Source organism: Micromonospora sp. L5, from assembly GCF_000177655.2.
Lineage (GTDB): Bacteria > Actinomycetota > Actinomycetes > Mycobacteriales > Micromonosporaceae > Micromonospora > Micromonospora aurantiaca.
On the sequence record NC_014815.1, the window covers coordinates 2950848 to 2975111 of the forward strand.

The 24264-nt window shown below is 73.1% G+C and carries 26 protein-coding genes; 18 read left to right on the plus strand and 8 right to left on the minus strand.

Features of this window, described 5'->3' with window-relative positions; translation table 11 throughout:
- Positions 1 to 34: 34 nt before the first annotated feature.
- Complete coding sequence (locus ML5_RS14065; RefSeq protein WP_013475135.1) at positions 35 to 1360, minus strand: MFS transporter; 1326 nt, start codon at positions 1358 to 1360, stop codon at positions 35 to 37.
- Between the two features lie 151 nt (positions 1361 to 1511).
- On the opposite strand from ML5_RS14065, the gene ML5_RS14070 reads away from it, so the two are divergent.
- Positions 1512 to 2279 (plus strand): phosphoglyceromutase, encoded by a 768-nt coding sequence (locus ML5_RS14070; RefSeq protein ID WP_013475136.1) that lies wholly within the window; start codon positions 1512 to 1514, stop codon positions 2277 to 2279.
- 98 nt (positions 2280 to 2377) lie between these two features.
- Here ML5_RS14070 and phoU read toward each other — a convergent pair whose 3' ends face one another.
- Positions 2378 to 3022 carry a phosphate signaling complex protein PhoU gene (gene phoU / locus ML5_RS14075; protein WP_013288777.1) on the minus strand — a complete coding sequence of 215 codons (645 nt, stop codon included), beginning with the start codon at positions 3020 to 3022 and terminating at the stop codon, positions 2378 to 2380.
- A gap of 201 nt (positions 3023 to 3223) precedes the next feature.
- Between phoU and ML5_RS14080 the strand changes: the two genes are divergently transcribed.
- From ML5_RS14080 to ML5_RS14090, 3 genes are all read left to right on the plus strand, one after another.
- Positions 3224 to 4516: a cell wall metabolism sensor histidine kinase WalK gene (locus tag ML5_RS14080; RefSeq protein ID WP_236619415.1), complete on the plus strand. Its 1293-nt coding sequence runs from the start codon at positions 3224 to 3226 to the stop codon at positions 4514 to 4516.
- A 21-nt stretch (positions 4517 to 4537) separates the two neighbouring features.
- Complete coding sequence (locus ML5_RS14085) at positions 4538 to 5221, plus strand: response regulator transcription factor (RefSeq protein ID WP_030272198.1); 684 nt, start codon at positions 4538 to 4540, stop codon at positions 5219 to 5221.
- A 1041-nt stretch (positions 5222 to 6262) separates the two neighbouring features.
- Positions 6263 to 6838 (plus strand): hypothetical protein, encoded by a 576-nt coding sequence (locus ML5_RS14090; RefSeq protein WP_013474145.1) that lies wholly within the window; start codon positions 6263 to 6265, stop codon positions 6836 to 6838.
- A gap of 57 nt (positions 6839 to 6895) precedes the next feature.
- On the opposite strand, the gene ML5_RS14095 is transcribed toward ML5_RS14090, so the two are convergent.
- Positions 6896 to 7702: a hypothetical protein gene (locus ML5_RS14095; protein WP_041784187.1), complete on the minus strand. Its 807-nt coding sequence runs from the start codon at positions 7700 to 7702 to the stop codon at positions 6896 to 6898.
- A gap of 74 nt (positions 7703 to 7776) precedes the next feature.
- On the opposite strand from ML5_RS14095, the gene ML5_RS14100 reads away from it, so the two are divergent.
- A complete protein-coding gene (locus tag ML5_RS14100; RefSeq protein ID WP_013475139.1) occupies positions 7777 to 8721 on the plus strand; it encodes a Ppx/GppA phosphatase family protein in 945 nt (314 codons plus the stop codon).
- Between the two features lie 75 nt (positions 8722 to 8796).
- Positions 8797 to 9603, plus strand: coding sequence for a sugar phosphate isomerase/epimerase (locus tag ML5_RS14105; protein WP_013288771.1), 807 nt, complete (start codon positions 8797 to 8799; stop codon positions 9601 to 9603).
- Positions 9604 to 9660: 57 nt separating this feature from the next.
- Here the strand turns inward: ML5_RS14105 and ML5_RS14110 are convergent, their stop codons facing one another.
- The 3 genes from ML5_RS14110 to ML5_RS14120 are packed head-to-tail and all read right to left on the minus strand — an operon-like array spanning position 9661 to position 11690.
- Complete coding sequence (locus ML5_RS14110) at positions 9661 to 10227, minus strand: CGNR zinc finger domain-containing protein (protein WP_013288770.1); 567 nt, start codon at positions 10225 to 10227, stop codon at positions 9661 to 9663.
- A gap of 19 nt (positions 10228 to 10246) precedes the next feature.
- Positions 10247 to 11413 carry a glutathionylspermidine synthase family protein gene (locus ML5_RS14115; protein WP_013475141.1) on the minus strand — a complete coding sequence of 389 codons (1167 nt, stop codon included), beginning with the start codon at positions 11411 to 11413 and terminating at the stop codon, positions 10247 to 10249.
- A 1-nt stretch (position 11414) separates the two neighbouring features.
- Positions 11415 to 11690 carry a hypothetical protein gene (locus ML5_RS14120; RefSeq protein ID WP_236619416.1) on the minus strand — a complete coding sequence of 92 codons (276 nt, stop codon included), beginning with the start codon at positions 11688 to 11690 and terminating at the stop codon, positions 11415 to 11417.
- Between the two features lie 117 nt (positions 11691 to 11807).
- Here ML5_RS14120 and ML5_RS14125 point away from each other — a divergent pair, with 117 nt between their 5' ends.
- A complete protein-coding gene (locus tag ML5_RS14125) occupies positions 11808 to 12728 on the plus strand; it encodes a proline dehydrogenase family protein (protein ID WP_013288767.1) in 921 nt (306 codons plus the stop codon).
- Between the two features lies 1 nt (position 12729).
- Here the strand turns inward: ML5_RS14125 and ML5_RS14130 are convergent, their stop codons facing one another.
- Complete coding sequence (locus tag ML5_RS14130; protein WP_013475143.1) at positions 12730 to 13134, minus strand: VOC family protein; 405 nt, start codon at positions 13132 to 13134, stop codon at positions 12730 to 12732.
- 77 nt (positions 13135 to 13211) lie between these two features.
- Here ML5_RS14130 and ML5_RS14135 point away from each other — a divergent pair, with 77 nt between their 5' ends.
- The 11 genes from ML5_RS14135 to ML5_RS14180 all read left to right on the plus strand — a co-directional run bounded on the left by ML5_RS14135 (position 13212) and on the right by ML5_RS14180 (position 23270).
- Positions 13212 to 14006, plus strand: coding sequence for an alpha/beta fold hydrolase (locus ML5_RS14135; RefSeq protein ID WP_013475144.1), 795 nt, complete (start codon positions 13212 to 13214; stop codon positions 14004 to 14006).
- Positions 13999 to 14568 (plus strand): TetR/AcrR family transcriptional regulator, encoded by a 570-nt coding sequence (locus ML5_RS14140; RefSeq protein ID WP_013475145.1) that lies wholly within the window; start codon positions 13999 to 14001, stop codon positions 14566 to 14568. The genes ML5_RS14135 and ML5_RS14140 overlap by 8 nt, the downstream gene beginning before the upstream one ends.
- Positions 14565 to 14900, plus strand: coding sequence for a YrdB family protein (locus ML5_RS14145; protein ID WP_013475146.1), 336 nt, complete (start codon positions 14565 to 14567; stop codon positions 14898 to 14900). The genes ML5_RS14140 and ML5_RS14145 overlap by 4 nt, the downstream gene beginning before the upstream one ends.
- A gap of 116 nt (positions 14901 to 15016) precedes the next feature.
- The gene (locus ML5_RS14150; RefSeq protein WP_013475147.1) at positions 15017 to 16600 is read left to right on the plus strand and encodes a hypothetical protein; all 1584 of its coding nucleotides are present in this window, start codon (positions 15017 to 15019) and stop codon (positions 16598 to 16600) included.
- 28 nt (positions 16601 to 16628) lie between these two features.
- Positions 16629 to 18026 (plus strand): efflux RND transporter periplasmic adaptor subunit, encoded by a 1398-nt coding sequence (locus ML5_RS14155; protein ID WP_013475148.1) that lies wholly within the window; start codon positions 16629 to 16631, stop codon positions 18024 to 18026.
- Positions 18023 to 18892: an ABC transporter ATP-binding protein gene (locus ML5_RS14160; RefSeq protein WP_013475149.1), complete on the plus strand. Its 870-nt coding sequence runs from the start codon at positions 18023 to 18025 to the stop codon at positions 18890 to 18892. Before ML5_RS14155 ends, ML5_RS14160 begins: the two co-directional genes overlap by 4 nt.
- Positions 18889 to 20073 carry an ABC transporter permease gene (locus ML5_RS14165; protein ID WP_013288760.1) on the plus strand — a complete coding sequence of 395 codons (1185 nt, stop codon included), beginning with the start codon at positions 18889 to 18891 and terminating at the stop codon, positions 20071 to 20073. The genes ML5_RS14160 and ML5_RS14165 overlap by 4 nt, the downstream gene beginning before the upstream one ends.
- A 213-nt stretch (positions 20074 to 20286) precedes the next feature.
- Entirely contained in the window at positions 20287 to 20496 is a 210-nt protein-coding gene (locus ML5_RS14170; RefSeq protein WP_013288759.1) for a helix-turn-helix domain-containing protein, read from the plus strand.
- A 220-nt stretch (positions 20497 to 20716) separates the two neighbouring features.
- The gene (locus ML5_RS31515; RefSeq protein WP_007465623.1) at positions 20717 to 20818 is read left to right on the plus strand and encodes a 30S ribosomal protein bS22; all 102 of its coding nucleotides are present in this window, start codon (positions 20717 to 20719) and stop codon (positions 20816 to 20818) included.
- A 119-nt stretch (positions 20819 to 20937) separates the two neighbouring features.
- A complete protein-coding gene (locus tag ML5_RS14175; RefSeq protein WP_013288758.1) occupies positions 20938 to 22011 on the plus strand; it encodes an NAD-dependent epimerase/dehydratase family protein in 1074 nt (357 codons plus the stop codon).
- A 401-nt stretch (positions 22012 to 22412) separates the two neighbouring features.
- Complete coding sequence (locus ML5_RS14180) at positions 22413 to 23270, plus strand: lysophospholipid acyltransferase family protein (protein ID WP_030269196.1); 858 nt, start codon at positions 22413 to 22415, stop codon at positions 23268 to 23270.
- A gap of 15 nt (positions 23271 to 23285) precedes the next feature.
- Here the strand turns inward: ML5_RS14180 and ML5_RS14185 are convergent, their stop codons facing one another.
- On the minus strand, positions 23286 to 24164 hold the full coding sequence (locus ML5_RS14185) for an HAD family phosphatase (RefSeq protein WP_013288756.1): 879 nt from the start codon (positions 24162 to 24164) through the stop codon (positions 23286 to 23288).
- Between the last annotated feature and the right edge of the window lie 100 nt (positions 24165 to 24264).

Here is a 24264-nt window from a genome sequence, read left to right on the forward strand (position 1 = left end):
CCACCCGCCTCTGGGCGGCTGCGTCGGGGCGTACTCAGGAACCGGCCCGGACCGGCGCGGCGGGTGCGGTCGCAGCGGCCTCGCCCGCCTCGGGCGCCGGGGAGGCGGTGACGGTGACCGGGGCGACGGGCGTGCCCACGGCGCGCAGCGCGACCGCGCGGCGCTCCCGGGCCGGGCCGGAGATCAGGTGGGCGACCGCCGCCACGACGCCGATGCCCGCGCAGCCGAGCCAGAGCGTGCTGTTGCCGGCGTTCTCCCGGACCAGGCCGCCCAGGATCGGCGCGGCGGCGCCGGCGAGCTGCCAGGACAGCGAGAAGACGCCCTGGTAGCGCCCGCGCAGCGCGGCCGGGGACAGCTCGGCGATCAGGGTGGCGTTGGACGGCGAGTTGAGCATCTCGCCGACGGTCCAGATCAGCACGGTCAGGCCGTAGAGCCAGACCGTGTCGGCGAACGCGGTGAGCCCGAACCCGGCGCCCATCACCAGCGCCGCGAGGGCCAGCACGTGCGAGCGGCTGCGGCCCTTGATGAGCCGGGGTACGAACAGCTGGCCGACCACGATGAGTACGCCGTTCAGTGCGATCACCGAGCCGTACGTGGCCGGGCTGAGCCCGGAGTCGCCCATCGCGATCGGCAGCATCGAGATGTGCTGGAGGAACACCAGCGCGGCGAGCAGGTTGAGCGCGACGAAGCCGAGGAACACCCGGTCGGCGAGGATGGTGCGCAGCGCCCCGGCCGGCGCCGGCATCCCCTTGACCGGGAGCGCGGTGACCGGGCCGCGGGTCTCGCCGACCTTGGCGAAGATGATCAGCGCGGTCACCAGTGTGGTGGTCGCGTTCACCAGGAACAGCAGCAGGTAGCTGCCCTGGGCGGCGAAGCCGGCGAGCACGGCGGCGCAGGCGAAGCCGAGGTTGATGGCCCAGTAGTTCAGCGAGAAGGCGCGCAGCCGGTCCTTGTCCGGCACCACGTCGACCATCATCGCGCCGAAGGCCGGGCGGGCCGCCTCGGCGAACGCGCCGAGCAGCAGCGCGCCCACTGCCACCGCCCACAGCGGGCGGGCGAGGCCCAGCGCGATCATCATGCCCGCCGCGCCGACGTGTGCGGCGAGCAGCGTGGGCCGCCGTCCCCAGCGGTCGGTCAGGGTGCCGCCGATGGTGGTGCCGACCGCGCCGCCGGCGCCCCAGAGGCCGATCACCAGACCGGCCTGGGAGGCGGAGAAGCCGCGTTCCTGGGTCAGGTAGATGGCCAGGAAGATCAGGACGAACGAGCCGAGCCGGTTGATCAGCGTGCCGGCCCAGAGGTACCAGAACGTCCGTGGCAGGCCACCGGCTGTGTCCTGGAACCAGCCCCGTACCGTCCGCATCCCGACGCCCCCCGCTTGGTAATGACCGACCTCTTTGAGACGCCTTACAACCTAGTGCCGGGCCGGAGCCGTGGTCATCAGGTTTTCCACGTGGTGGTCGTCACCACAGGTCGCCGCGTGTCCGCCCGCGCCGTACGGCAGGATGATCGGCATGACTGCGAGCGAGGGGCCCACCGTCGGGACGCTGGTCCTGCTGCGGCACGGCGAGAGCGACTGGAACGCCAAGAACCTCTTCACCGGCTGGGTCGACGTCGACCTGACCACCAAGGGGGAGACCGAGGCGCGGCGCGGCGGCGAGCTGCTGCGCGAGCACGACCTGCTGCCGGACGTGGTGCACACGAGCCTGATGCGCCGAGCCATCCGCACCGCCGAGCTGGCGCTGAACGCCGCCGACCGGCACTGGATCGCGGTACGCCGGTCGTGGCGGCTCAACGAACGCCACTACGGCGCCCTGCAGGGCAAGGACAAGAAGCAGACCCTCGACGAGTACGGCGAGGAGCAGTTCATGCTCTGGCGCCGCTCGTACGACACGCCGCCGCCGCCGATCGACGACGCGGACGAGTGGTCGCAGGTCGGCGACCCCCGGTACGCGCTGCTGCCGACCGAGCTGATGCCGCGCACCGAGTGCCTGAAGGACGTCGTCGACCGGATGCTGCCCTACTGGTACGACTCGATCGTGCCGGACATCCTGGCCGGCCGGACGGTGCTGGTGGCCGCGCACGGCAACTCGCTGCGCGCCCTGGTCAAGCACCTCGACCAGATCTCCGACGACGCGATCGCCAAGCTGAACATCCCCACCGGCATCCCGCTGCGCTACGACCTGGACGCCGACCTGCGGCCGCAGGTGCTCGGCGGGACGTACCTGGACCCGGACGCGGCGAAGGCTGCCGCCGCCGCGGTCGCCAACCAGGGCCGCTGAGCCTGGGTGTAAGGAAGGGCCCCTTTTTAACGTCTGCGGTAGAGGAAGGGCCCCTTATTAACACTGAGTGTTAATAAGGGGCCCTTCCTTGCACAGGGTCAGGCGGATGTGGAACCGGTGATCAGGTAGACGACGTGCTCGCCCGCGTTCACCGCGTGGTCGGCGAAACGCTCGTAGAAGCGACCCAGCAGCGTCGCGTCGATCGCCGTCTCCACCCCGTACGGCCAGTCGTCGCCGAGCAGCACGCCGAACAGGCTCTTGTGCAGGTCGTCCATCGCGTCGTCGTCGCTGTCCAGTTCGGCGGCCACGTCGGCGTCCGGCTTGGCCAGCACCGAGCCGATCTTCTCGGCCATCCGGTCGGCGATCCCGGCCATGTCGGTGAAGACCGGCCGCAACTCGGCCGGCACCGCCGGGGACGGGTGGCGGCGCAGCGCCGTCTTCGCCACGTGGTCGGCCAGGTCGCCCATCCGTTCCAGATCGGCTGCCACGTGCAACGCGGTGATCATCGCCCGCAGGTCGGAGGCGACCGGCGCCTGCCGGGCCAGCAGGTCACAGACCCGCTCCTCCACGTGCCGGTAGAGGTCGTCGATCTCGGCGTCCCGCGCGATCACCGTCTCGGCGGCCGTCCGGTCGGCGGTGAGCAGCGCCTTGGTGGCCTGCCGCATGGCCGCGCGTACCGCCTCGGCCATGTCCACCAGCAACTGGCTGACAATCTGCAGGTCGGCCCGGAACTCGTCGCGCATCGTCACTTCCTGGGGTCGGTGGCCGCCACCCCCATGGGGTAGGGCAGGAGCAGGTGCGCGCCCCACGCTAGGCCGAACGGTCGGCACCAGGGTGAACGCGGATGAACGACGCGGGGCCCACAGGTGAACTTTGCCGAAAGCGAGAGTGGTTCGTCCCTTTGTGCCCGATACCCGGGTTAACAATGACCCTACGATCGCCGGGTGGAATGGGCGGTGGCCGTCGTGGTGGCCGGAACACTGGTGACCGGACTGGTCGCCGGGGCGCTGCTGTCCGGACCCGTTGACGAATGGCGGCGCCGCCGGGCGTCGCGGGGCGGCGGGCTCCTCCGTCGTGACGCAGGGAGGACGACCATTCCGGACGACCAGCAGGGGGGCCTATCCGGGCTCGGCCGCAAGACGATCGACTCGCTGCGCGCAGGCGTGGTGGTGCTCGGCCCGGACGACGTTCCGGTGCTGGTGAACCCCGCCGCCCGGGCGATGGGACTGCTCCGTACCGGGGCGACGCCGGGGTCGATCGCGGCGCACCCGTTGATCCGTACCCTCGCCGGGCAGGTCCGCCGCACGGGCGTGCGGCGCGAGATAGAGCTGGACCTGCCCCGGGGCCGCGACGGCGGCGGGGACAACCCGCTCGGCGTGCACCTGCGGGCGATGGGACTGGGCTCCGGCTACATCTCGATCGAGGCGGTCGACGTCACCGAGTCGCACCGTCTCGCGCGGGTACGCCGGGACTTCGTCGCGAACGTCAGCCACGAGCTGAAGACGCCGATCGGTGCGCTGCAACTGCTCGCCGAGGCGCTCGTCGACGCCACCGAACCGGCCGCCGACGGCGCGCCCGACCTGTCCGAGGACCTGGTCGCCGCGCGGCGGTTCGCCGAGCGGATCCAGCACGAGTCGACCCGGCTCGGCCGCCTCGTGCAGGAGCTGCTGGAACTGACCCGCCTCCAGGGCGCCGAACCGCAGCCCGCGCCCGAGCCGGTCTCGGTGGACTGGGTGCTCGCCGAGGTCGTCGACCGGACCCGCACCGCGGCCACCGCGCGCCGGGTGGAGATCGCCGTGGGTGGGCAGCGGGGCCTGACCGTGTACGGGAGTGACAGCCAACTCGCCACCGCTGTGGCGAACCTGGTGGAGAACGCGATCAACTACTCCGGCGAGGACACCACGGTCCGGGTGACAGTCACCGGCACCGAGGAACACGTCGAGATCGCCGTGGCCGACCAGGGCATCGGCATCGCCCCGAACGAGGTCGACCGGATCTTCGAGCGCTTCTACCGGGCCGACCAGGCCCGCTCCCGGTCCACCGGCGGCACCGGCCTGGGCCTGGCCATCGTCAAACACATCGCCAGCAACCATGGCGGCCGGGTGGACGTGTCGAGCACCCTTGGTGGGGGGTCGACGTTCACTCTCCGGCTGCCCGCACGCCCCCCGGACGACCTGGAGGCGACACTCGCCTCCGCTGGGATCGAGGCCGGCCCGGCCGAGCTCCGGCAGGTCTGACCACAGGAAAGGAAACACCCGTTGAGCCGCGTACTGGTGGTCGAGGACGAGGAGTCGTTCTCCGACGCCCTGTCCTACATGCTCCGCAAGGAGGGGTTCGAGGTCTCCGTCGCCGCGACGGGCCCCGCCGCCCTCACCGAGTTCGACCGGACCGGCGCCGACATCGTGCTGCTCGACCTGATGCTGCCGGAGATGTCCGGTACCGAGGTCTGCCGGCAGCTCCGCCAGCGCTCGCACGTGCCGATCATCATGGTCACCGCGCGGGACAGCGAGATCGACAAGGTGGTCGGCCTGGAGATCGGCGCCGACGACTACGTGACCAAGCCGTACTCGCCGCGCGAACTGGTCGCCCGCATCCGGGCGGTGCTGCGCCGGCAGAGCGCCGAGTCGAACGAGACGGGCGCGCCGACGCTCGCCGCCGGCCCGGTCCGGATGGACATCGAACGGCACGTGGTGACGGTCGGCGGCGCCGGCGTGCAGCTCCCGCTCAAGGAGTTCGAGCTGCTGGAGCTGCTGCTGCGCAACGCCGGGCGGGTGCTCACCCGGGGGCAGTTGATCGACCGGGTCTGGGGCGCCGACTACGTGGGCGACACCAAGACGCTGGACGTGCACGTGAAGCGGCTGCGCTCCAAGATCGAGCCGGAGCCGTCCGCCCCGCGCTACATCGTCACGGTCCGGGGCCTGGGCTACAAGTTCGAGCCCTGATCCCCCCTCTCCCCCCGGCCGCCCTATCCCGCCGCCCACCCCTCGCCGATCTTGGAGTTGTGGCGCCACGACATGCCCGCTTTGGCGCGCTTCGCGAGGCACCACAACTCCAAGATCGCCGGGTCGGCGCGGGACGGTGGTCAGCTCCCGCCGATCCCCGGGCAGGACCCGCCCAAGCCCCCCGGCCCCACCCGCCGATCTTGCACTTAGGTACCCGGCAAACCACGCGAATGGGACACCTGAGGGGCTCGAACTGCAAGATCGCGCGGGCGAGCCGCGCGGCGCTTCACCCCCGTCCCCGAGTCGGCCTCGGGGACGCGTCGATCATGAACTTGGCGACGGTCGGTGTCCGTTTTGTCGCCGCTAACCTCATGATCGACGGTGGGCCGAGCGCGTGAACCTCGTGTCGTGTCGGGCGGCAGGGGGGGCTGCCGTGCGGGGTGCCCCCACCGGGCGATCATCGCGCTGGGCTCGGCGCCTGATCCCGACTCCCGGTGGAGTGGTGCTGGCGGTGCTGGGGGTGCAGGTGGTGCTGATGGGAGGGCTCCGGGGGTGCGGCGAGGTGCGGGGCGCGGGAGTGTCGTGCCGGCGTGGGCCGTGGTGTCCGGTTCGGGGGTGGTGGGTGGCACTCTGGGAGTGGAATCGCGGGCGGGTGGGTGGCGTTGTAACCGGGTGAACGACCGAGCGAGGCTCGCCCCGCGAGTGGGGTGGTATCTGCAAGGCCTTGGGAATCACCACGGGGCGGCTGGTCGTTGAGTACGGTTCCGGCGACGTGAGCCGCGGGGAATCATCCTGGCCGGCTGGTCGTTGAACACGGTTCCGACGACGTGAACCCCCGCGCCTGCTCTGCGGTGGCGTGTGGTGCCCCCGGGAATGGTGGCGGGTGGCGGGTCGTTGAACATGCTTCCGGCGCCGCGACGAGGCACCCCCCTGCCCTCGCGAGCAGCCGATCCCCCCGAAGACTTTCTTGAGCGCCTGACGGTGCCCACGCCATCCCCGTCCCCCTGCGGGGTGTGTCGACCCCCGAATGGAGCACTTCTGATGAACACGATTCTGCGTAAGAGCATTCTGGGTGTTGCTGGTCTGGCTTTCACCGGTGGCGTGTTCGCCGGTCCGGTGGCCGCGCACGCGGCGGAGACCCCGCACGTGGCGAAGCCGGTCAGTGTGAGCGTGCAGGGTGACAAGCTGATCCCGCACGGTGTGCAGGGTGAGCAGTCGCGTATCGACCTGAACGACGAGCAGACCGCCAACGTCAAGGCGATCATTGCGGCGACGAAGAAGGCCGGTATGGACGAGCGTGCCGCTGTCGTCTCCATCGCTACGGCGTTGCAGGAGTCGAAGCTGGAGAACCTCGGCCACCTCGGTGACCGTAACGACCATGACTCGCAGGGCCTGTTCCAGCAGCGCCCGTCCAGTGGTTGGGGCACGGTCGAGCAGATCACCGACCCCGAGTACTCCACGACGGCGTTCCTGAAGGGTCTGAAGCAGGTCGACGGCTGGCAGGACATGCCGCTGACCAAGGCCGCCCAGACCGTCCAGGTGTCGGCCTACCCCGACCACTACGCCCAGTGGGAGCAGCAGGCCGCCGACCTCGTCGCCCAGCACTGGAACAGCTAAGACGAACAAGTACGACACAGCGAAGGCCGGCACCCCGAACCAACGGGGTGCCGGCCTTCACTCGCTTGCGGGGTGCGGGGCGATCTGACCCTGGCGCTGCCGGGCGGCGCAGAGTTCGGCCAGCTTCGCGTACGCGGGCGCACCGATCAGCGCGGTCAGCTCGGGCCCGTACGAGACGTACATCGGCTCGGCGCCGACGTGCGCGTCGGTGGAGGACGTGCACCACCAGTCGAGGTCGTGCCCGCCGGCGCCCCAGCCGCGCCTGTCGAACTCGGCCAGCGTGGAGATCAGCACCTTCGTGTTGTCCGGCCGCTTGTGCCACTCCTGGTCGCGGCGTACCGGCAACTGCCAGCAGACGTCCGGCTTGTACTCCAGCGGGTGCACGCCGTCGCGCAGCGCCTGGGCGTGCAGCGCGCAGCCGCCCCCACCGGCGAAGTCGGCGTCGTTGAGGAACACGCACGGGGCGTCGACGTCGCGGGTGGCGGTACGCCGGGCCGGCGTCTTGCCGTCGACGGTGTCGTTCTCGGTCCAGTTCTTGAAGCCGCGCCGGAAGTGCTGCCACGTCTGCGGCGTCAGCCGCTTCACCGCTGCCCGGACCCGCTTCTCGTCGTCGGAGTCGGTGAAGAACGCGCCGTGCGAGCAGCACCCGTCGGCGGCGCGCCCGGCGATGATGCCGTGGCAGCCCTGACCGAAGATGCACGTCCAGCGGGACAGCAACCAGGTCAGGTCGGCGCGGACGACGTGCTTCGCGTCGGCCGGGTCGACGAACTCGATCCACTCCCGTGGGAAATCCAGCCCGACCTCGCGGCTGCGCGGGTCCTCGGGGTCGTCCACCAGCACGTGAAGCTCGATCTGCCCTGTCACTCGGACCAGCGTACGCGCGGTGACCCCGCCCGGCCGCCGAGCCGACGAAACGTGTTGGCCCTAGGGTCTTCCCCATGCGACTGGGTGTCCTCGACGTCGGTTCCAACACGGTGCACCTGCTGGTGGTCGACGCCCACCACGGCGCGCATCCCTGGCCGGCGCACTCGGAGAAGGTGGTGCTGCGGCTGGCCGAGCAGATCGGGCCGGACGGCGCGCTCACCGACGGCGGCGCGGACGGCCTGGTCAAGGCGGTCGGCATGGCCCGGGCGGCGGCTGACGGGCTGGGCGCCGAGGATCTGCTGGCGTTCGCGACGAGCGCGGTCCGCGACGCCACGAACGCCGCCGACGTGCTGGCGCGCGTCCGCGACGAGACGGGCGTACGCCTGGAGGTGCTCTCCGGCGCGGACGAGGCGCGGATGACGTTCCTGGCGGTGCGGCGGTGGTTCGGCTGGTCCGCGGGGCGGCTGCTGGCGATGGACATAGGCGGCGGCTCGCTGGAGCTGGCCGCCGGCATCGACGAGCACCCGGACGTGGCGATCTCGCTGCCGCTCGGCGCGGGGCGGCTCAGCCGGGAGCGGCTCGCCGTCGATCCGGCCGGCACGGCGCCGCCGTCGGCCGAGGCCGTGGAGGAACTGCGGGCGTACGTGAACGCGCAGCTCGACCCGGTGGTGGAGCAGTTGACAGCGGTGGGCTGGGAGCGTCCGGTGGCCACCTCGAAGACGTTCCGCACGCTGGCCCGGCTGGCCGGCGCCGCGCCTTCGGGTGCGGGTCTGTGGGCGCGCCGCAGCCTGACCCGTACCGGCCTGCGGCAGGTGCTGGGGTTCATCAGGCACATCCCGCCGGCCCAGTTGCCCGAGCTGGAGGGGGTGAGCGCGCAGCGGGCCCACCAGCTCCTCGCGGGCGCGGTGGTGGCGGAGGCGGTGATGCGGCGCCTCGACGTGGACTGCGTGGACATCTGCCCGTGGGCGCTGCGGGAGGGCGTCATCCTTCGCCGGCTGGATCAGCTCGCGCCGATGTGACAGTACGAGCGCTCTGGGATGCTTTGCGGTTGCTCGTCCCGATGCTCGCTGGCGGTTGGAGCTACCCTCGGAGGTGTGACTTACCGCGTTCCGGTGCTCCTGTCCACGTCCTCGGTCTTTCCCGAACGGACCGCGGCGGCGTTCCAGCTCGCCGCCGAGCTCGGCTACGACGGCATCGAGGTGATGGTCTGGACCGACCCGGTCAGCCAGGACGCGGGCGCGCTGCGCGGCCTCGCCGAGCACTACGGCGTCCCGGTGCTGTCGGTCCACGCCCCGTGCCTGCTCGTCACCCAGCGGGTGTGGAGCCCCGACCCGTGGGAGCGGCTGCGCAAGGCCGCCGAGCTGGCCGAGACGCTGGAGGCGCCCACTGTCGTGGTGCATCCGCCGTTCACCTGGCAGCGTGACTACGCGCGCACCTTCGCCGACGGGCTCGACACGATCGCCGGGCAGTTCGGCGGCCTGCACTTCGGGGTGGAGAACATGTATCCGGTGCGGATGGCCGGGCGGCAGTTCGTCCCGTACGCGCCGGGCTGGGATCCGACCGAGATCGGGTACGCCTCGTACACGCTGGATCTGTCGCACTGCGCGGCCTCGCACACCGACGCGATGGCGATGGCCGACCGGATGGGTTCCGGGCTGGCGCACGTGCACCTCGGCGACGGCACCGGCGAGGGGCGCGACGAGCACCTGGTGCCCGGTCGCGGCGGTCAGCCCTGCGCAGAGATGCTCCGCTCGCTCGCCGGGCGGGGGTTCACCGGCTCGGTGGCGGTGGAGGTGACCACCCGGGGCGCGAAGAGCCGCGCGGTCCGCGAGGCGGACCTGCGGGAGTCGCTGGAGTTCGCCCGGGCCAACCTGACCGCGCCGTCGCCGGTCGACGTCTGACCGGCACGCGCCGCCCCGGCCGCCGTTCGAGCAAGGGCGGCCGGAGCGCTGCGGAGGTCAGCTCACCGGGGACAGCGGCTGCGCCGGGACGGCCTGCTCGCCGACCGCGGCCCGCTTGCGGGCCCGGTGCGCTGCCACGTGGGAGCGGGTGGCGCAGCGCTCGGAGCAGAACCGCCGGCAGCAGTTGGACGAGGTGTCCAGGTAGACGTTGCCGCAGCGGTCGTCGGCGCAGACCCCGAAGCGGGCGCTGCCGTACTCGCACAGCCACACCGACAGGCCCCAGACCGCGCCGGCCAGGTATTCGGAGGAGACCGACGCGCCCCGGCTGGTCACGTGCATGTGCCAGTCGGAGGAGTCGTGCCCGGAGATGCGCGGCTGCACCGGGAACGCCTCCAGCATCGCGTTCAGTTCGGAGACCGCGTCGGCGTCCCGGCCCGAGGTGCCGTACTCGAAGACGTCCCGGAGGCGCTTCTGCGCCCGCCGGAAGATCGCCAGGTCCCGTTCCGCGACCTCGTCGCGCATCCAGCCCTGCTCGTCCGAGAAGACGGCCCGCAGGCCGTCCAGGTCGTCCAGCCGGGCGTTGACGAGCTCGACCCCGGTCCGGGCGTACGCGTCGAAGTTCACGACACCAACGGTAGACGACTCAGAGCACACGCGGTGCGTCGATGTAGTGGGGCAGGAACCGCGCGTAACCGTCAGTGATGAGGCTCTCGCTCTCACGGACCCCGGCACCGGCCGACTCGCCGTCCACGATCCAGCTCCCGAGCACCGTCCGGTTGCCCTCGAACTCGGGCAACGCGCGGAACTCCTGGAAGCAGAAGCCCTCGTCGCCGTAGATCCCCGGGTTGGTGATCTCCCTGTCGCCGGTCACGATGCGTACCGAGCCGCCCTCCCGACCGAGCAGCGGCTTGGCCACGTACTCGGTCATGCCGCGCGGCGAGTCCAGGTACGCGGGCAGCAGGTAGTCGTGCCCCGGGTACATCTCCCAGAGCACCGCCAGCAGCGCCTTGTTCGACAGCAGCAGCTTCCAGGCCGGCTCGATCCAGGTGGTGGGTGTGCCCGGGTCGAGCGCCGGCCGCCCGTACGGCTCGGCCAGCATCCACTCCCAGGGGTAGAGCTTGAAGCAGGTGGTGATCGGCCGGTCGTCGGCGTCGACGAAACGCCGCCCGTCCCAGCCGACCCGCTGGATCGGCATGAGCGTCACGTCCAGCCCGGCCTGGCGGGCCGTCTCGGCCAGGTAGCCGGCGGTGATCTGGTCCTCGCCCGACTCCTCCTCGGAGGACCAGAGCACGTGTGCCCTCGGCTCGTGCAGCCCGGCGCCGATCTTGGCCCACGCGCCGACCAGCCGTTCGTGCAGGCTGTTCCACTGGTCCGCGTCCGGGCGGGTGTGCTCCAGCCAGTACCACTGCACGATGCTCGCCTCGACCAGCGCGGTCGGGGTGTCGGCGTTGTACTCCAGCATCTTCGGCGGTCCGCTGCCGTCGTACCAGAGGTCGAACCGGCCGTAGAGCGTCGGCGGGGACTCCCGCAGCGAGCGGGCGACCGCCTCGGCGGCCCACTCGGGGATGCCGAACTCGGCGTACCGGCGGCGGGCCACCACGTGCTCTGCGGCGGCCACCGACATCCGGTGCAGCTCCTCCGTGGCCTCCTCCAGCCGGAGCACCTCGTCGAGCGTGAAGGAGTACGCCGCAGTCTCGTCCCAGTACGACATGATCTCGCCGTCGGGCAGCTCGGTGTCCACGTACACCAGGCCCTGGGCCCGGATGGTCTCGTCCCAGCCGGGGCGCGGCGTGCTCGCCTCGCGGCGCACGTCAGCCGCCGCAGGAGGCGAGGTGGGTGCCGAAGCCGCCGCGCTCGGGCAGCGCGGCGGTCGGGGCCGGCTCGCCGCGAGCGGCGGTGACCGGCGCGGGCACGTGCAGGGCCACGGCGACGATGTCGCCGCCCCCGCCGGCCGGGCCGAGCGCGCAGTCGTCATCATCGTCGTCGTAACCGTTGTTGCAGCCGGAGAGCGCGAGGGCCAGCGCGGTCAGCGCGCCGAGCTGCACGGAGGCCGAGCGGAGCCGGCGCCGGGGGTGTCGTCGATCCACGTGAACGTTGTAGCCGATCCCCGCCAGCCGGGGGTGCCCGGGCCGGTCGGAGGGCGGGAGGGAACGGGCCTCGGACGCACCCGGCGAGGGCCCGGTGGTGAGCGTTACGCTCGGCTCATGCTCCGTTCCGTCATCCTCGCCGCCTCCCGGTCTACCCAGGTGGAGCGGCTCGTCGCGACGGCCCCGTTCACCCGGGACGTCGTCCGCCGGTTCGTCGCCGGCGCCGCCACCGACGATGCGCTGCGCGCCACCCGCGAGCTCGTCGCCGACGGCCAAGCGGTCACCCTCGACTACCTGGGCGAGGACACCACCACCCCGGAACAGGCGAACGCCACCCGGGACGAGTACCTCACGCTGCTGAGCCGCCTCGCCGCCGCCGGGCTCACCCCGGCCGCCGAGGTCAGCGTGAAGCTGTCCGCGCTGGGCCAGATGTTCGACGAGCAGCTCGCGTACGACAACGCGCGGGCGATCTGCGCGGCGGCCGACGCGGCGGGCACCACTGTCACGCTCGACATGGAGGACCACACCACCACCGACTCGACGCTGGACATCCTGGCGAAGCTCCGCAAGGACCACCCGGGGACGGGTGCGGTGCTCCAGGCGTACCTGCGGCGGACCGAGTCGGACTGCCGGGAGCTGGCCTCGGCCGGGTCGCGGGTGCGGCTGTGCAAGGGCGCGTACAAGGAGCCGGAGTCGGTGGCGTACCAGTCCGCCCGCGAGGTGGACAAGTCGTACGTGCGCTGCATGAACGTGCTGATGTCCGGCGACGGCTACCCGATGCTGGCCACGCACGACCCGCGCCTGATCGCGATCGGCGAGGACCGGGCGCGCTGGTTCGACCGCGACCCGGGCCGGTTCGAGTTCCAGATGCTCTACGGCATCCGCCCGGAGGAGCAGCAGCGCCTGGTCGGCGAGGGCTACACGGTGCGGACGTACGTCCCCTACGGCGACCAGTGGTACGGCTACCTGATGCGCCGGCTCGCGGAGCGCCCGGCCAACCTGGCGTTCTTCGGCCGCGCGGTGCTGTCGAAGAAGTGAGTCAGTCGTTCGACCAGGCCCGGGTGCACAGCACGAGGCGGTAGCCGTCCGGGTCGGCGAACGTGACACCCCACCTGTCCCAGTACGGGCCGGCGGAGACCCTGGTCCCGCCGGCCCGTTCCAGTCTCGGGACCAGCTCGTCGTCGGCCGGGCCGTCGAGATAGAGCACTAACAGGTCCTCCCCGGTGGGACGCGGCTCGACCGCGAGCGTCGCGCCGCCGACCAGCTCCAGGTGCCAGCCCGCCCCGGGCAGCCCGAGCATCACCAGGTCGTGCTCGTCCGCGTGGCCGCCCTCGCTCCGGTAGAGCACGTCCAGGCCCAGCCCCTGCGTCCAGAACCGTTGGGCGGCGGCGAGGTCGCGGCTCGGGCGGGCGAGGCGTACGTGGGTGTCGGCGGTGATCGGCATGCCCGGGATCGTGCGACCTCATCCCGGGTTGAGGTCAAGCTTGACGGTGGTTGGCTAATGCTATTAGCTTTAAGGCTATGACGGTTAGCCAAGTGGCGCGGGACGGCGGCACGATCGCGTACGAGGTGCACGGGTCGGGACCGCTCGTGGTCCTCTCGCACGGCATGGGGGAGAACCGGGCGGCCTTCCGCCACCTGACGCCCCGGCTGGTCGCGGCCGGTTACCGGGTCGCCTCGGTCGACGTACGCGGGCACGGCGACTCCAGCCCGCACTGGCCCACGTACGCCCCCGAGCAGGTCGGCGGCGACCTGCTCGCCGTGGTGCGGGCGCTCGGCGGCGAGCCCGCCACCCTGGTCGGCAGCTCCTCCAGCGCCGCCGCCGTGGTCTTCGCCGCTGCCGAGGCACCGGACCTGGTGAGCGGCATCGTGCAGGTCAGCCCGTTCGTCGGCACGCCGAAGCCGAACCCGCTGATGCGTGTGGCGCAGGCGGCAGTGCTGCGCAGCCCTCGGCTGTTCGGGCTGTTCCACCGCACGCTTTTCCCCTGCGGGCGGCCGGCCGACGACGCCGCGTACCGCAAGGAGCTGGTCGCCAAGCTGCGCGGCCGGATGGCCGCGGTGCGCGGCGTGATCGCGCCGGCCGACCCGCACTGGACCGCCCGCGCGCCCGAGGTGCGCCGGCCGGTGCTGGTCCTGATGGGCACGAAGGACCCGGACTTCCCCGACCCGGGCGCCGAAGCGCGGGCCGCGCGCCGGCTGTTCGCCGTCGCCGAGGCGCGCATGGTCGCCGAGTCCGGGCACTACCCGCACGCCGACCAGCCCGACGCCACCGCCGCCGACCTGGTCGAGTTCCTGGCGGTGACCGCACGTGCCTAGGGCCGGTCTGACCCCGGCGACTGTCGTGCGGGAGGCCGCCGCGCTCGCCGACGAGGTCGGCTACGAGAAGCTGACCCTGGCTGCGCTCGCCGCCCGGCTCGGCGTCGCGCTGCCGAGCCTCTACAAGCACGTCCGGGGCGTGGACGCGCTGCACCAGAAGCTCGCCGTGCTCGCCACCGCCGAGATCGCCGACGTGCTCACGGCCGCCGCCGCGGGTCGCTCCGGCGGCGACGCGTTGCGCGCCGTCGCCGCCGCCTACCGGGAGTACGCGCGGCAGCACCCCGGCCGCTACCCGGCCGCCCAGCGGGCGCCCGACCCGGCCGACCCCGAACACCTCGCCGCCGGGCAGCGCGCGGTCGGCGCGGTCCGCGCCATCCTGCTCGGGTACGGCCTCGACGGCGACGCCGCCACCGACGCCATCCGGATGTTCCGGGCCGCCGTGCACGGCTTCGTCGCCCTGGAGGCGGCGGGCGGATTCGGGCTGCCCCGCGACACCGACCGTTCCTTCGGCGAACTCGTCGCCGGTCTGGACCGTGCCTACCTCTCCTGGGAGAACCGATGAAGGCGCTGCTGCTCGGCGCGATCTTCCTGCTGGAACTGGCCCTGCTGGGCTCGGCCGGGTACTGGGGCTTCACGCTCGGCACCGGCTGGCCGGTACGCCTGCTGGCCGGGCTCGGCACGCCGCTGGTGATCGCCGTGGTGTGGGGCCTGTTCTGCTCGCCGCGTGCCACAGTGACGCTGCCCGACCCGGCCAAGCTCGCCGTCCAGGCCGCCTGCTTCCTGACCGGCGGCGTCCTGCTGACCCTGGCCGGCCACACGGTGCCGGCGGTCGCCCTGGTGGCCCTGTGGGCAGCCGACAAGACGGCCTTGACGCTGACCGGCACCCCGATCTGAGAGATCTTGGTACGAAACGGCCCCCATCAGGGCGCTTTCGTACCAAGATCTCTCGGCGGGGCGGAACCCTGGCGGGACTCTTTCCCGGAACGCCCGATTGGTCGTACCCTTCGCCGGTGACCGACGGCGACGAGCAGCCTCCCGGCCGGACGACGGACGGCGACGAGCCTCGCCCCACCGTCGACGCCGACCGCGACGCCGACGCGAGCGCTGCCAACCTCAGCGCCGCCGCCGACGCCAGCGCTGATGACACCCGCGCTGACGACGCCCGCGTCGAAAACGCCGCCACTCCCGCCGGCGTGGACGCCGCCGTCGACACCATCGCACCGGCACCGGCACCGGCACCGGCACCGGCACCGGCACCGGCACCGGATGCGGCGTCGTTGCCGCACCCCGCCGCTGGTCCGGCGTCGTACCCCGTACCCCTGGCGCAGCCGGACCCGACGCGGACGGTGCGGCAACGGCGGCGGTGGCCGCTCTGGACCGCGCTCGGACTCGCGCTCGGCCTGGTGGCGGGCGCCGTGCCCGGCGTGCTCCTGCGGGAGTCGGCGCCTGATGCGGCCGGGCGGTCGGCCGCGAACGCCGACCCGGGCACGGCGGCGCAGCGGCGGCTCGGCGAGCGGATGCTCGCGCTGCTGGACCGGCAGGCCGCCGCCCTCGTCGGCGCGGACCGCGCCGGCTTCCTCGCGGTCGCCGAGCCGGCGGCCCGGCCGGCGCTGAGCCGCCGGTACGCGGCGCTGCGGGCGCTGCGGGTCACCACCTGGCGGCCGGCGGCCGACGGGGTGCCGGAGGCTGTCGAGGGGCGGCCGGGGGAGTGGCGGCAGACGGTGACAGTGGGCTACTGCTTCGTGGTGCCGGACTGTGAGCCGAGCACTCTGGAGCTGGGTGCGCGCTGGCGGCTGGCCGGGGAGGAACCCCGGCTGACCGCGCTGGAACCGTCCGGGGCGGACCCGGCCGGTGTACGGCCGTGGCAGATGAACGACCTGGCCGTGACGGTCGGCAAGCGGGTCGTGGTGGCCACCACGCCGGCCCAGCGGCGCAAGTTGCCCGGCCTGCTCGCCCAGGCCGAGACCGCCGCCCGGGCCGCGGACCGGTACGCGATCGGCGGCCGGCCGCCGGACCGGTACCTCGTCTACTACGCCGGGAAGGGCGAGTGGCAGCGCTGGTACGGAGGCGGGCGGCCGAAGTGGACAGCCGGTTACGCGGTGGGCGTCGGCGGTGGACGCCACGACGTGGTGCTCAACGCCCAGATCGTCACCCCGGCCGGCCTCGACGACCTGCTCCGGCACGAGCTGACCCACGCCGCCTCGCTGCCCGACCGGGGCTACGCCGACCGCGCGGACTGGTGGCTGGTGGAGGGGCTGGCCGAGTACGCCGGTGCCGACGGCCAGCCCGTACACCGCTACGACGGCCTGACCGAGGTGCGGGACCTGCTGCGCGGCGGCTGGTCCGGGCGGCTGGAGGAGGTGGCGCCCGCCGACGACGCGAGCGACGACCGGGTCGGCGGCGCGTACGGCGTCGGCTACCTGGCCGTACGCCATCTGGTCGACAGGTACGGCGAGCAGCGGATGCTGGACTTCTACCGGGCCGTGGTGCACCAGGGACGGACCCCGGAGCAGGCCGCCGACGAGGTGTTCGGCGACCCGTGGTCGATGCTGCACGACGACTGCGTCGCCTACGTGCGGGCCGTCGTCGGCTGAACGTCGACGCCTGTCGACGGGTCGTAGCATGGGCCGGGTGGCCCGCACTCCCTCGCCGCGGCTGCCCGCGGCCCGCCGCCCCCGTCTCGTCACAGCGGTGCTCGCCGTCGTCGCGCTGACCGGCACGACCGCCGCGTCCTGCGGCGACGACGCCCCGGCGGTCACAGTCGCCGAGGTGGGCCGCGCGCCGGTCAGCGAGGTGATCGACGCCCCGGCCACGGTGACCGCGCGGGCCGCGGCCACGCTCACCGCACCGGCCGACGGCACGCTGGCCCGCCTGCGGGTGCAGCCGGGGCAGCGGGTGACCCGGGGGCAGGTGCTCGCGGTGATCGACTCGCCGTCGGCCCGGGACCGCCTGGCGAAGGCGCGGGACGCGCTGCGTGCGGCGAAGCGGGCCGGGCGGGGCACCGGCACCGGCGACCTGGGCGGTAGTCGGCGCGGCACCGACCGGGCTGCCGACGAGGCGTTCGCCGCCGCCCGCGCCGCCGCCGGCAAGGTCGGCGATCCGCAGGTACGCGCCGCGCTCCTGCTCCAGGTCCAGTCGGCGCAGCGGCAGTACGAGTCGGCCGCCCGCGCCGCCGACCGGGCCGTGGCCCAGGTGCAGCGCGGGGTCGCCGGCCTGAACAGCGCCGTCGGCGCGCTGTCGTCCGCGCAACGACTCCAGGCCCAGCAGGCGTACGACCTGGCGAAGGCGACAGTGGACGCGCTGACGTTGCGCGCGCCGATCGCGGGTGTGGTGCAGCCGGGCGGCACCCGGTCGGCGGCTCCGGCCGACCTGGCCGGGCTGCTCGGTGCGGCGGGTGGCGCGGGGGTGCCCGGTCTCGACCCGTCGGCGCTGGGCGGTGGCGGGCAGGGCGGCCCGCCGCCGGGGGTGGACGACGCGATCCCGGCCGGTGGCCGGGTCACCGCCGGCACGCCGGTGCTCACCGTGGTGGACATCGGCCGGCTCGGCCTGCTCGCCGAGGTGGACGAGACCGACGTGCTGCTGGTCCGGGCCGGGGTGCCCGCCTCGGTCGAGCTGGACGCGGTGACCGGCGCGACGTACGAGGCGACTGTGCGGTCGGTGGACGTGCTGCCGACCAGCTCGGCGCGGGGCGGCGTCACCTACCGGGTCCGCCTCGACCTGGGCGCCGGCCGCCTCGGTGAGGCCGAGGCCGCTCCGGCACCCCGCCCTGGCATGAACGCCGTGGTACGGCTGCGGGTGCGGGAGGCCGCCGACGCGGTGGCGGTGCCGGCGTCGGCGGTGTTCTCCACCGACGGGCGGGACGCGGTCTGGGTGCTGCGGGACGGCCGGGCCGACCGGGTGCCGGTGACGGTGGGCGTGCAGGGGCAGGACCTGGTGCAGATCGTCGACGGCGTACGGGCCGGTGACCGGGTGGTGGTGCGCGGCGCCGACCAGGTGCGCGACGGCCAGGAACTCCGGTGACCGTACCGGCGGTCGAGGCGGTCGACGTCTGGCGCACGTACGAGCTGGACGGTGTCTCGGTGTCCGCGCTGCGCGGGGTGTCGCTCACCATCGACCAGGGCGAGTACGTGGCGGTGATCGGGCCGTCCGGCTCGGGCAAGTCGACGCTCATGCACCTGCTCGGCGGGCTGGACCGGCCCAGCGGCGGCCGGCTGGTGATCGGCGGGCGGGACGTGACCACGCTCACCGCGCCGGAGCTGGCGACGCTGCGCAACGAGACCATCGGCTTCGTGTTCCAGGCGTTCCATCTGCTGGCCCGTACGTCGGCAGTGGACAACGTGGCGTTGCCGCTCGTCTACCGGGGTGTCGGGGCGCGGCAGCGGCGGGAGCGGGCGGCGGCGATGCTGGGCCGGGTGGGGCTCGGTCACCGGCTGCACCACCGGCCCAACCAGCTCTCCGGCGGTGAGCAGCAGCGGGTGGCGATCGCCCGGGCGCTGGTCACCGAACCGGCGGTGCTGCTCGCCGACGAGCCGACCGGCAACCTGGACAGCGCCACCGGCGAGGCGGTGCTGGAGCTGCTGGAACAGTTGAACGCCGAGTCCGGGGTGGCGCTGGTGATGGTGACCCACGACCAGGAGGTGGCCGCCCGGGCACACCGGCGCATCGCGGTACGGGACGGACTCATCCGGTCCGACAGCCTTCATGATCGACCGGCGTCGGACGGCTCCGGCGTACCTGCGACACTGGACCCCGCTCCCAGCGCGGAGCCCCGGTCCGCGTCCGGAAGCGGCCCGGGGCACCCGCCCGGTGGCCCCGGTGGCGCCACCGGGGCCACCGGGCGCCTTCCGCGCGCCGCAGGCGGCCGTCAGCGGGGCGACGCCGGATGAGGCTGGCCGAGGCGTGGCGGGTGGCATCGGACGCGCTGCGGGCCAACCGGATGCGCAGCCTGCTGACCATGCTCGGGGTGATCATCGGGGTGGCCTCGGTGGTGATCCTGGTGGCCATCGGCACCGGCACGAAGCAGCAGGTCGAGCAGCAGGTCGAAGGGCTCGGCTCGAACCTGCTGCTGGTGGTGCCGGGCCGGATCGAGGTGGGCAACGCGCCTGTGGTCTCGCCGCTGGACCTCAGCGACGCCGACGCGGTCTCCCGGGTGGTCGGCGACCCCGGCCGGGTCGCCGTCACGGTGGCCTCCGGCGCTACCGCACGGGCCGGCAACCGGTCCGACTTCACCACTGTGCAGGGCGTCCTGGAGACCACCCCGTCGGTGTTCACCAGGTCGCTGTCGCGGGGCCGCTACCTCACCGGGGCGGACGTGGACACCAGCCGCCGGGTGGCGGTGCTCGGCGACTCGGTGGCCCGCGCGCTCTTCCCCGACCGGGATCCGCTCGGTCAGCAGGTCACGCTGGCCGGGGTGCGGTTCCGGGTGATCGGCGTCTTCGCCCCGCTCGGGCAGAGTCTCGGCGTGGACCGGGACGACGAGGTGCACGTACCGGTGACGGCGGCGCAACGGCTGTGGGGCACCCAGCGCATCGACGGCATCGCGGTGAAGGCGCCGGACCGTGAGCGGATCGACGAACTCGGCGACCGGATCGTCGCGGAACTGTCCCGCCGGCACCCGGACACCGAGTTCAGCGCCGTCACCCAGCGGCAGATCCTCGGCGTGCTCGGCGACATCCTGGGTGTCCTGACCGGCGTGCTGGCGGCCATCGCGGGCATCTCGCTGCTCGTCGGCGGCGTCGGCGTCTCCAACATCATGCTGGTCTCGGTACGCGAGCGGACCCGCGAGATCGGCCTGCGCAAGGCGGTCGGCGCCCGCCCCCGGGACATCGGCGTGCAGTTCCTGCTGGAGGCGGTGCTGCTCACCTCGGTCGGCGGCCTGACCGGGATGGCGCTGGGCGTCGGCACCGCGCTGCTCGTGGACGCGTTCTCCCCGATCCCGGCGGCGATCACCTGGTGGTCGCTGGCGCTGGCGTTCGGCGTCTCCGCGGCGGTCGGCATCGTCTTCGGAGTGGTGCCGGCGCAGCGGGCCGGACGGCTCGACCCGGTGGTGGCGCTGCGCGCCGAGTAGACGGCGGTCGCCCGGATCGGACGAGACACCCGTCCGGGCGAAAAAGCCCTGGTGGACATCGGGTGAACGGCTGTCTCGCCATGATCAAAGGGTGGAAGGGATCGCGCAGGTCACAGCCGTCCCGCTACCGTACTGGTTACACGCGCGTCGCTCGTCGAGGCGGGAACACCTGCCCGGTGACACGCGCCGGGCACGGGAATGGGTCGGTGAGCCATGGCCGGGTCGCAGTCCGACGCACGGCTGTCGGATGTCAGGTTCCTGACCGTCGCCGAGGTGGCGACGGTCATGCGGGTCTCCAAGATGACCGTCTACCGCCTCGTGCACAGCGGTGAGCTGACCGCGGTACGGGTCGGCCGGTCGTTCCGGGTGCCCGAGCACGCCGTGCACGAATACCTCCGGGGCGCCTTCCAGGAGTCCGCCTGAGCCCTCGGCGCACCGTCCGCCGAGTGCGACGAAAAGGGGCATCGACGGGGGCGCGTTGGTCCTGCTGACGCACTCCGGTTAGGCTGGGCCACGACCGTGACCGCTCTCTGGTGTGCCCTGCCCACCACGCTGGTCCGGTCCGTTGTCCGCAAGCGGTCACGGCGCCACCCGTGGTGGTGCCGTCCGGTCCGCCCCGCACGTTGCATCGAAAGGCTGTCGTATGGGCTCGGTGGTCAAGAAGCGCCGCAAGCGCATGGCTAAGAAGAAGCACCGCAAGCTGCTGCGCAAGACCCGCGTCCAGCGTCGCCGTCTCGGCAAGTGACCGGTGCCGGGCAGCAGCCCGGCACCGGCACCACTTGCCAACTGTCGACCCTCGGAGGCTCAGGTGATCAGGCCGCGGACGTCCCGGCTCGATCCCGCCTGCCGCGCTAGGCGCACGACATGACCCCCGGTGACACCTCCGGTGCCCCGGGGGTCGTCGTCGTCACCGGGGTCGGGCGCTGGCTCGGCGCCCACGTGGCCGCCCGGCTCGCCGCCGACGAGCGGATCGAACGCGTCATCGGGGTCGACCCGGCACCACCCAACCCCGAGCTGACCGACCTGCTCTCCGACGTCGAACGCATCCGCCTGGACCTCGACTCGCTCGGCGGCCTCCTGCACGACCTCGACGTCGACACGGTGGTGCACCTGGCGCTCGTCACCGCCCCCGACCCGCAGCAGGGCGGCCGGGCGGGGATGAAGGAACAGAACGTCATCGGCACCATGCAGCTGCTCGCCGCCGCGCAACGCGCGCCCCGGCTGCGCAAGCTCGTGGTCCGCTCGTCCACCGCCGCGTACGGGGTGTCGTTCCGCGATCCGGCCGTCTTCACCGAGGAGACCGAGCCGCGCGAGGTGCCGCGTGGCGGTTTCGGCCGCGACATCCTCGACATCGAGGGGTACGTCCGCGGGTTCCGCCGCCGTAGGCCCGACGTCACCGCGACGGTGCTGCGCTTCGCGCCGTTCATCGGGTACGCCGCCGACACCACGCTCACCCGCTACTTCTCCCAGCCGGTGGTGCCCACCGTCTTCGGCCGCGATCCGCGCCTGCAGTTCGTGCACTTCGACGACGCGCTGGAGGTGCTGCACCGGTCCGTCGCCGAGGATCACCCGGGCACGTACAACGTCGCCGGGCCGGGGGTGCTGTCGCTGTCGCAGGCGATCCGCCGGGCCGGCCGGGTGGCGGTGCCGGTGCTGGAACCGGGCCTGGCCGGGGTCGCCGCGGTCGCCCGCAGTCTGGGCTTCGGCCGGTACGGCTTGGACCAGGTGGACCTCTTCGTGCACGGTCGGGTGGTGGACACCAGCCGACTGGAGCGGGAGTACGGCTTCACGCCCCGCTCGACAGCCGCCGCGTTCGAGGACTTCATCCGCGCCCACCACGGCGGAGTCGTGGTCACCCGGGACCAGCTCGCCGCCGCCGAGCAGTTGGTGCTGGAGAGCATCCGGCAGGTCCGCTCGACCGTACGGGAGCGTTCGTGAGCAGCCCCGACGAGCGGCGTGACGCGCGTTACGACGTACCGCTGGGTGTGCCGGATCCGGGCGCGGAGCCCGCGCGGCGCAACGGGCACCGCCGGGTGACCGCGCCGTCCGCCCGCCCGGCGGCGCCGCCGGACGAGCCGGACACCTCCGCCGACGAGCCGGGCGCCGCCGCCGACGAGCAGGGCGCCGCCGCCGACGAGCAGGGCGCCGCCGCCGACGAGCAGGGCGCCGCCGGCGGCGCGGGCGTTCCGGCCACGCCGCACCAGCCGGCGAAGAAGACAGTGGCCAAGAAGACGGTCGCGAAGAAGGCCGTGGCGAAGAAGGCCGTGGCCAAGAAGGCTGTCGTGCAGCAGGCCCCCGCGGACGAGGCACCGACCGGGAACGCGCCGTCGGGTCCGGCCGTGGCCGACCGTCCGGGGGACCACTGGGACCGCAAGGTGGCCCAGGGGCTGGCGTTTCTGCGGCGGCGGCTCGCCGGTGACTACGAGGTCGACGAGTTCGGCTTCGACCCCGACCTGACCGACGCGGTGGTCCACCCGCTGGTCCGGCTGCTCTACCGGGACTGGTTCCGCACCGAGGTCAGCGGCATCGAGCACGTACCAGACGAGGGCGCCGGTCTCGTCGTCGGCAACCACTCCGGCACCGTGGCGCTCGACGCGCTGATCCTCTCCACCGCGCTGCACGACCGGCACCCGGCGCACCGCTACCTGCGGCTGCTCGGCGCCGACCTGGTCTTCCGGATGCCCGTCGTCTCCGAGATAGCCCGCAAGACCGGCGGCACCGTCGCGTGCAACCCGGACGCGGAGCGGCTGCTCGGCAACGGGGAACTGGTGGGCGTGTTCCCGGAGGGCTTCAAGGGCGTCGGCAAGCTCTACGCCGACCGCTACAAGCTCCAGCGCTTCGGCCGGGGCGGGTTCGTCTCCGCCGCGCTGCGCACCGGTACGCCGATCGTGCCGGTGGCGATCGTCGGCGGCGAGGAGATCTATCCGATGCTCGCCGACATCAAGCCGCTGGCCCGGCTGCTCAAACTGCCGTACTTCCCGGTCACGCCGACGTTCCCCTGGCTGGGGCCGCTGGGCATGGTGCCGCTGCCGAGCAAGTGGCTGATCGAGTTCTGCCCGCCGATCCCGACCGCGCACCTGCGTGACGCGGCGGACGACCCGCTCGTGGTGTTCAACCTCGCCGACCAGGTGCGGGAGACGATCCAGCAGACGCTGCACAAGCTGCTCGAACGCCGGCCGGACCCGTTCGGCCCCTGAGCCGGGCCGCGCCGGTCAGGCGTCGCGGTGGCGGCGCCGGTGCAGCGCCAGACCGGCCGTGACCGCGCCGGCGAGCAGCCCGGCCGCCGCGGTGGAGGGCACGGCGATGCGTACGGCCCGGCGCCCGGTGCGGAAGTCGCGCACGTCCCAGCCCTGCTCGCGGGCCTGCCGCAGCAGCGCCGGGTCGGGGTTGACCGCCACCGCGCGGCCGACCGCGCGGAGCATCGGCAGGTCGTTCGCCGAGTCGCTGTAGGCCGCGCACCGGGCCAGGTCCAGCCCTTCCACGGCGGCGAGCTGGGTGACCGCCTCGGCCTTCGCCGGCCCGTGCATCAGGTCACCGACCAGCCGCCCGGTGTACGCGCCGTCGACCACCTCGGCCACAGTGCCGATCGCGCCGGTCAGGCCGAGCCGGGTCGCGATCACCCGGCCGATCTCCACCGGGGCGGCGCTGACCAGCCAGACCCGCTCGCCCGCGTCGAGGTGGCGCTGCGCCAGGCGACGGGTGCCGGCCCAGATGCGCGGCGCCATCAGCTCGTCGAAGATCTCGTCGGTGAGGCGTTCCATGTCGTCGACCCGCCAGCCCTGGACGAAGGCGAGCGCGGCCTCCTTGGCCTGCGACATGTCGCCCGCGTGCTCGGTGGCGAGCAGCCGGAACCGTGCCTGCTGCCAGGCGAACCGGGCCAGGTCCCCGGTGGTGAAGTACTTCCGGGCGGCCAGCCCGCGGGCGAACCAGTAGATCGACGCGCCCTGCATCATCGTGTTGTCCACGTCGAAGAACGCGGCCGCGGTGGGGTCGGGCGTGACTGTGGTCGCCGGTGCCGAGGGGGTCTCCGACCAGCCCGCGGTGTGCCCGTGCGCGTCGGTGCTGACGGTCACCTTCCGGCTCCCGGCCACGGCGACCTCCCTGCCTCGACGACGGCGTACGCCCTCCTCGTCGAGCGTATCCGGCACGATGTGACGGCCGGGTGTCCGCCGGGAGAAGTGTGGCGCGGTA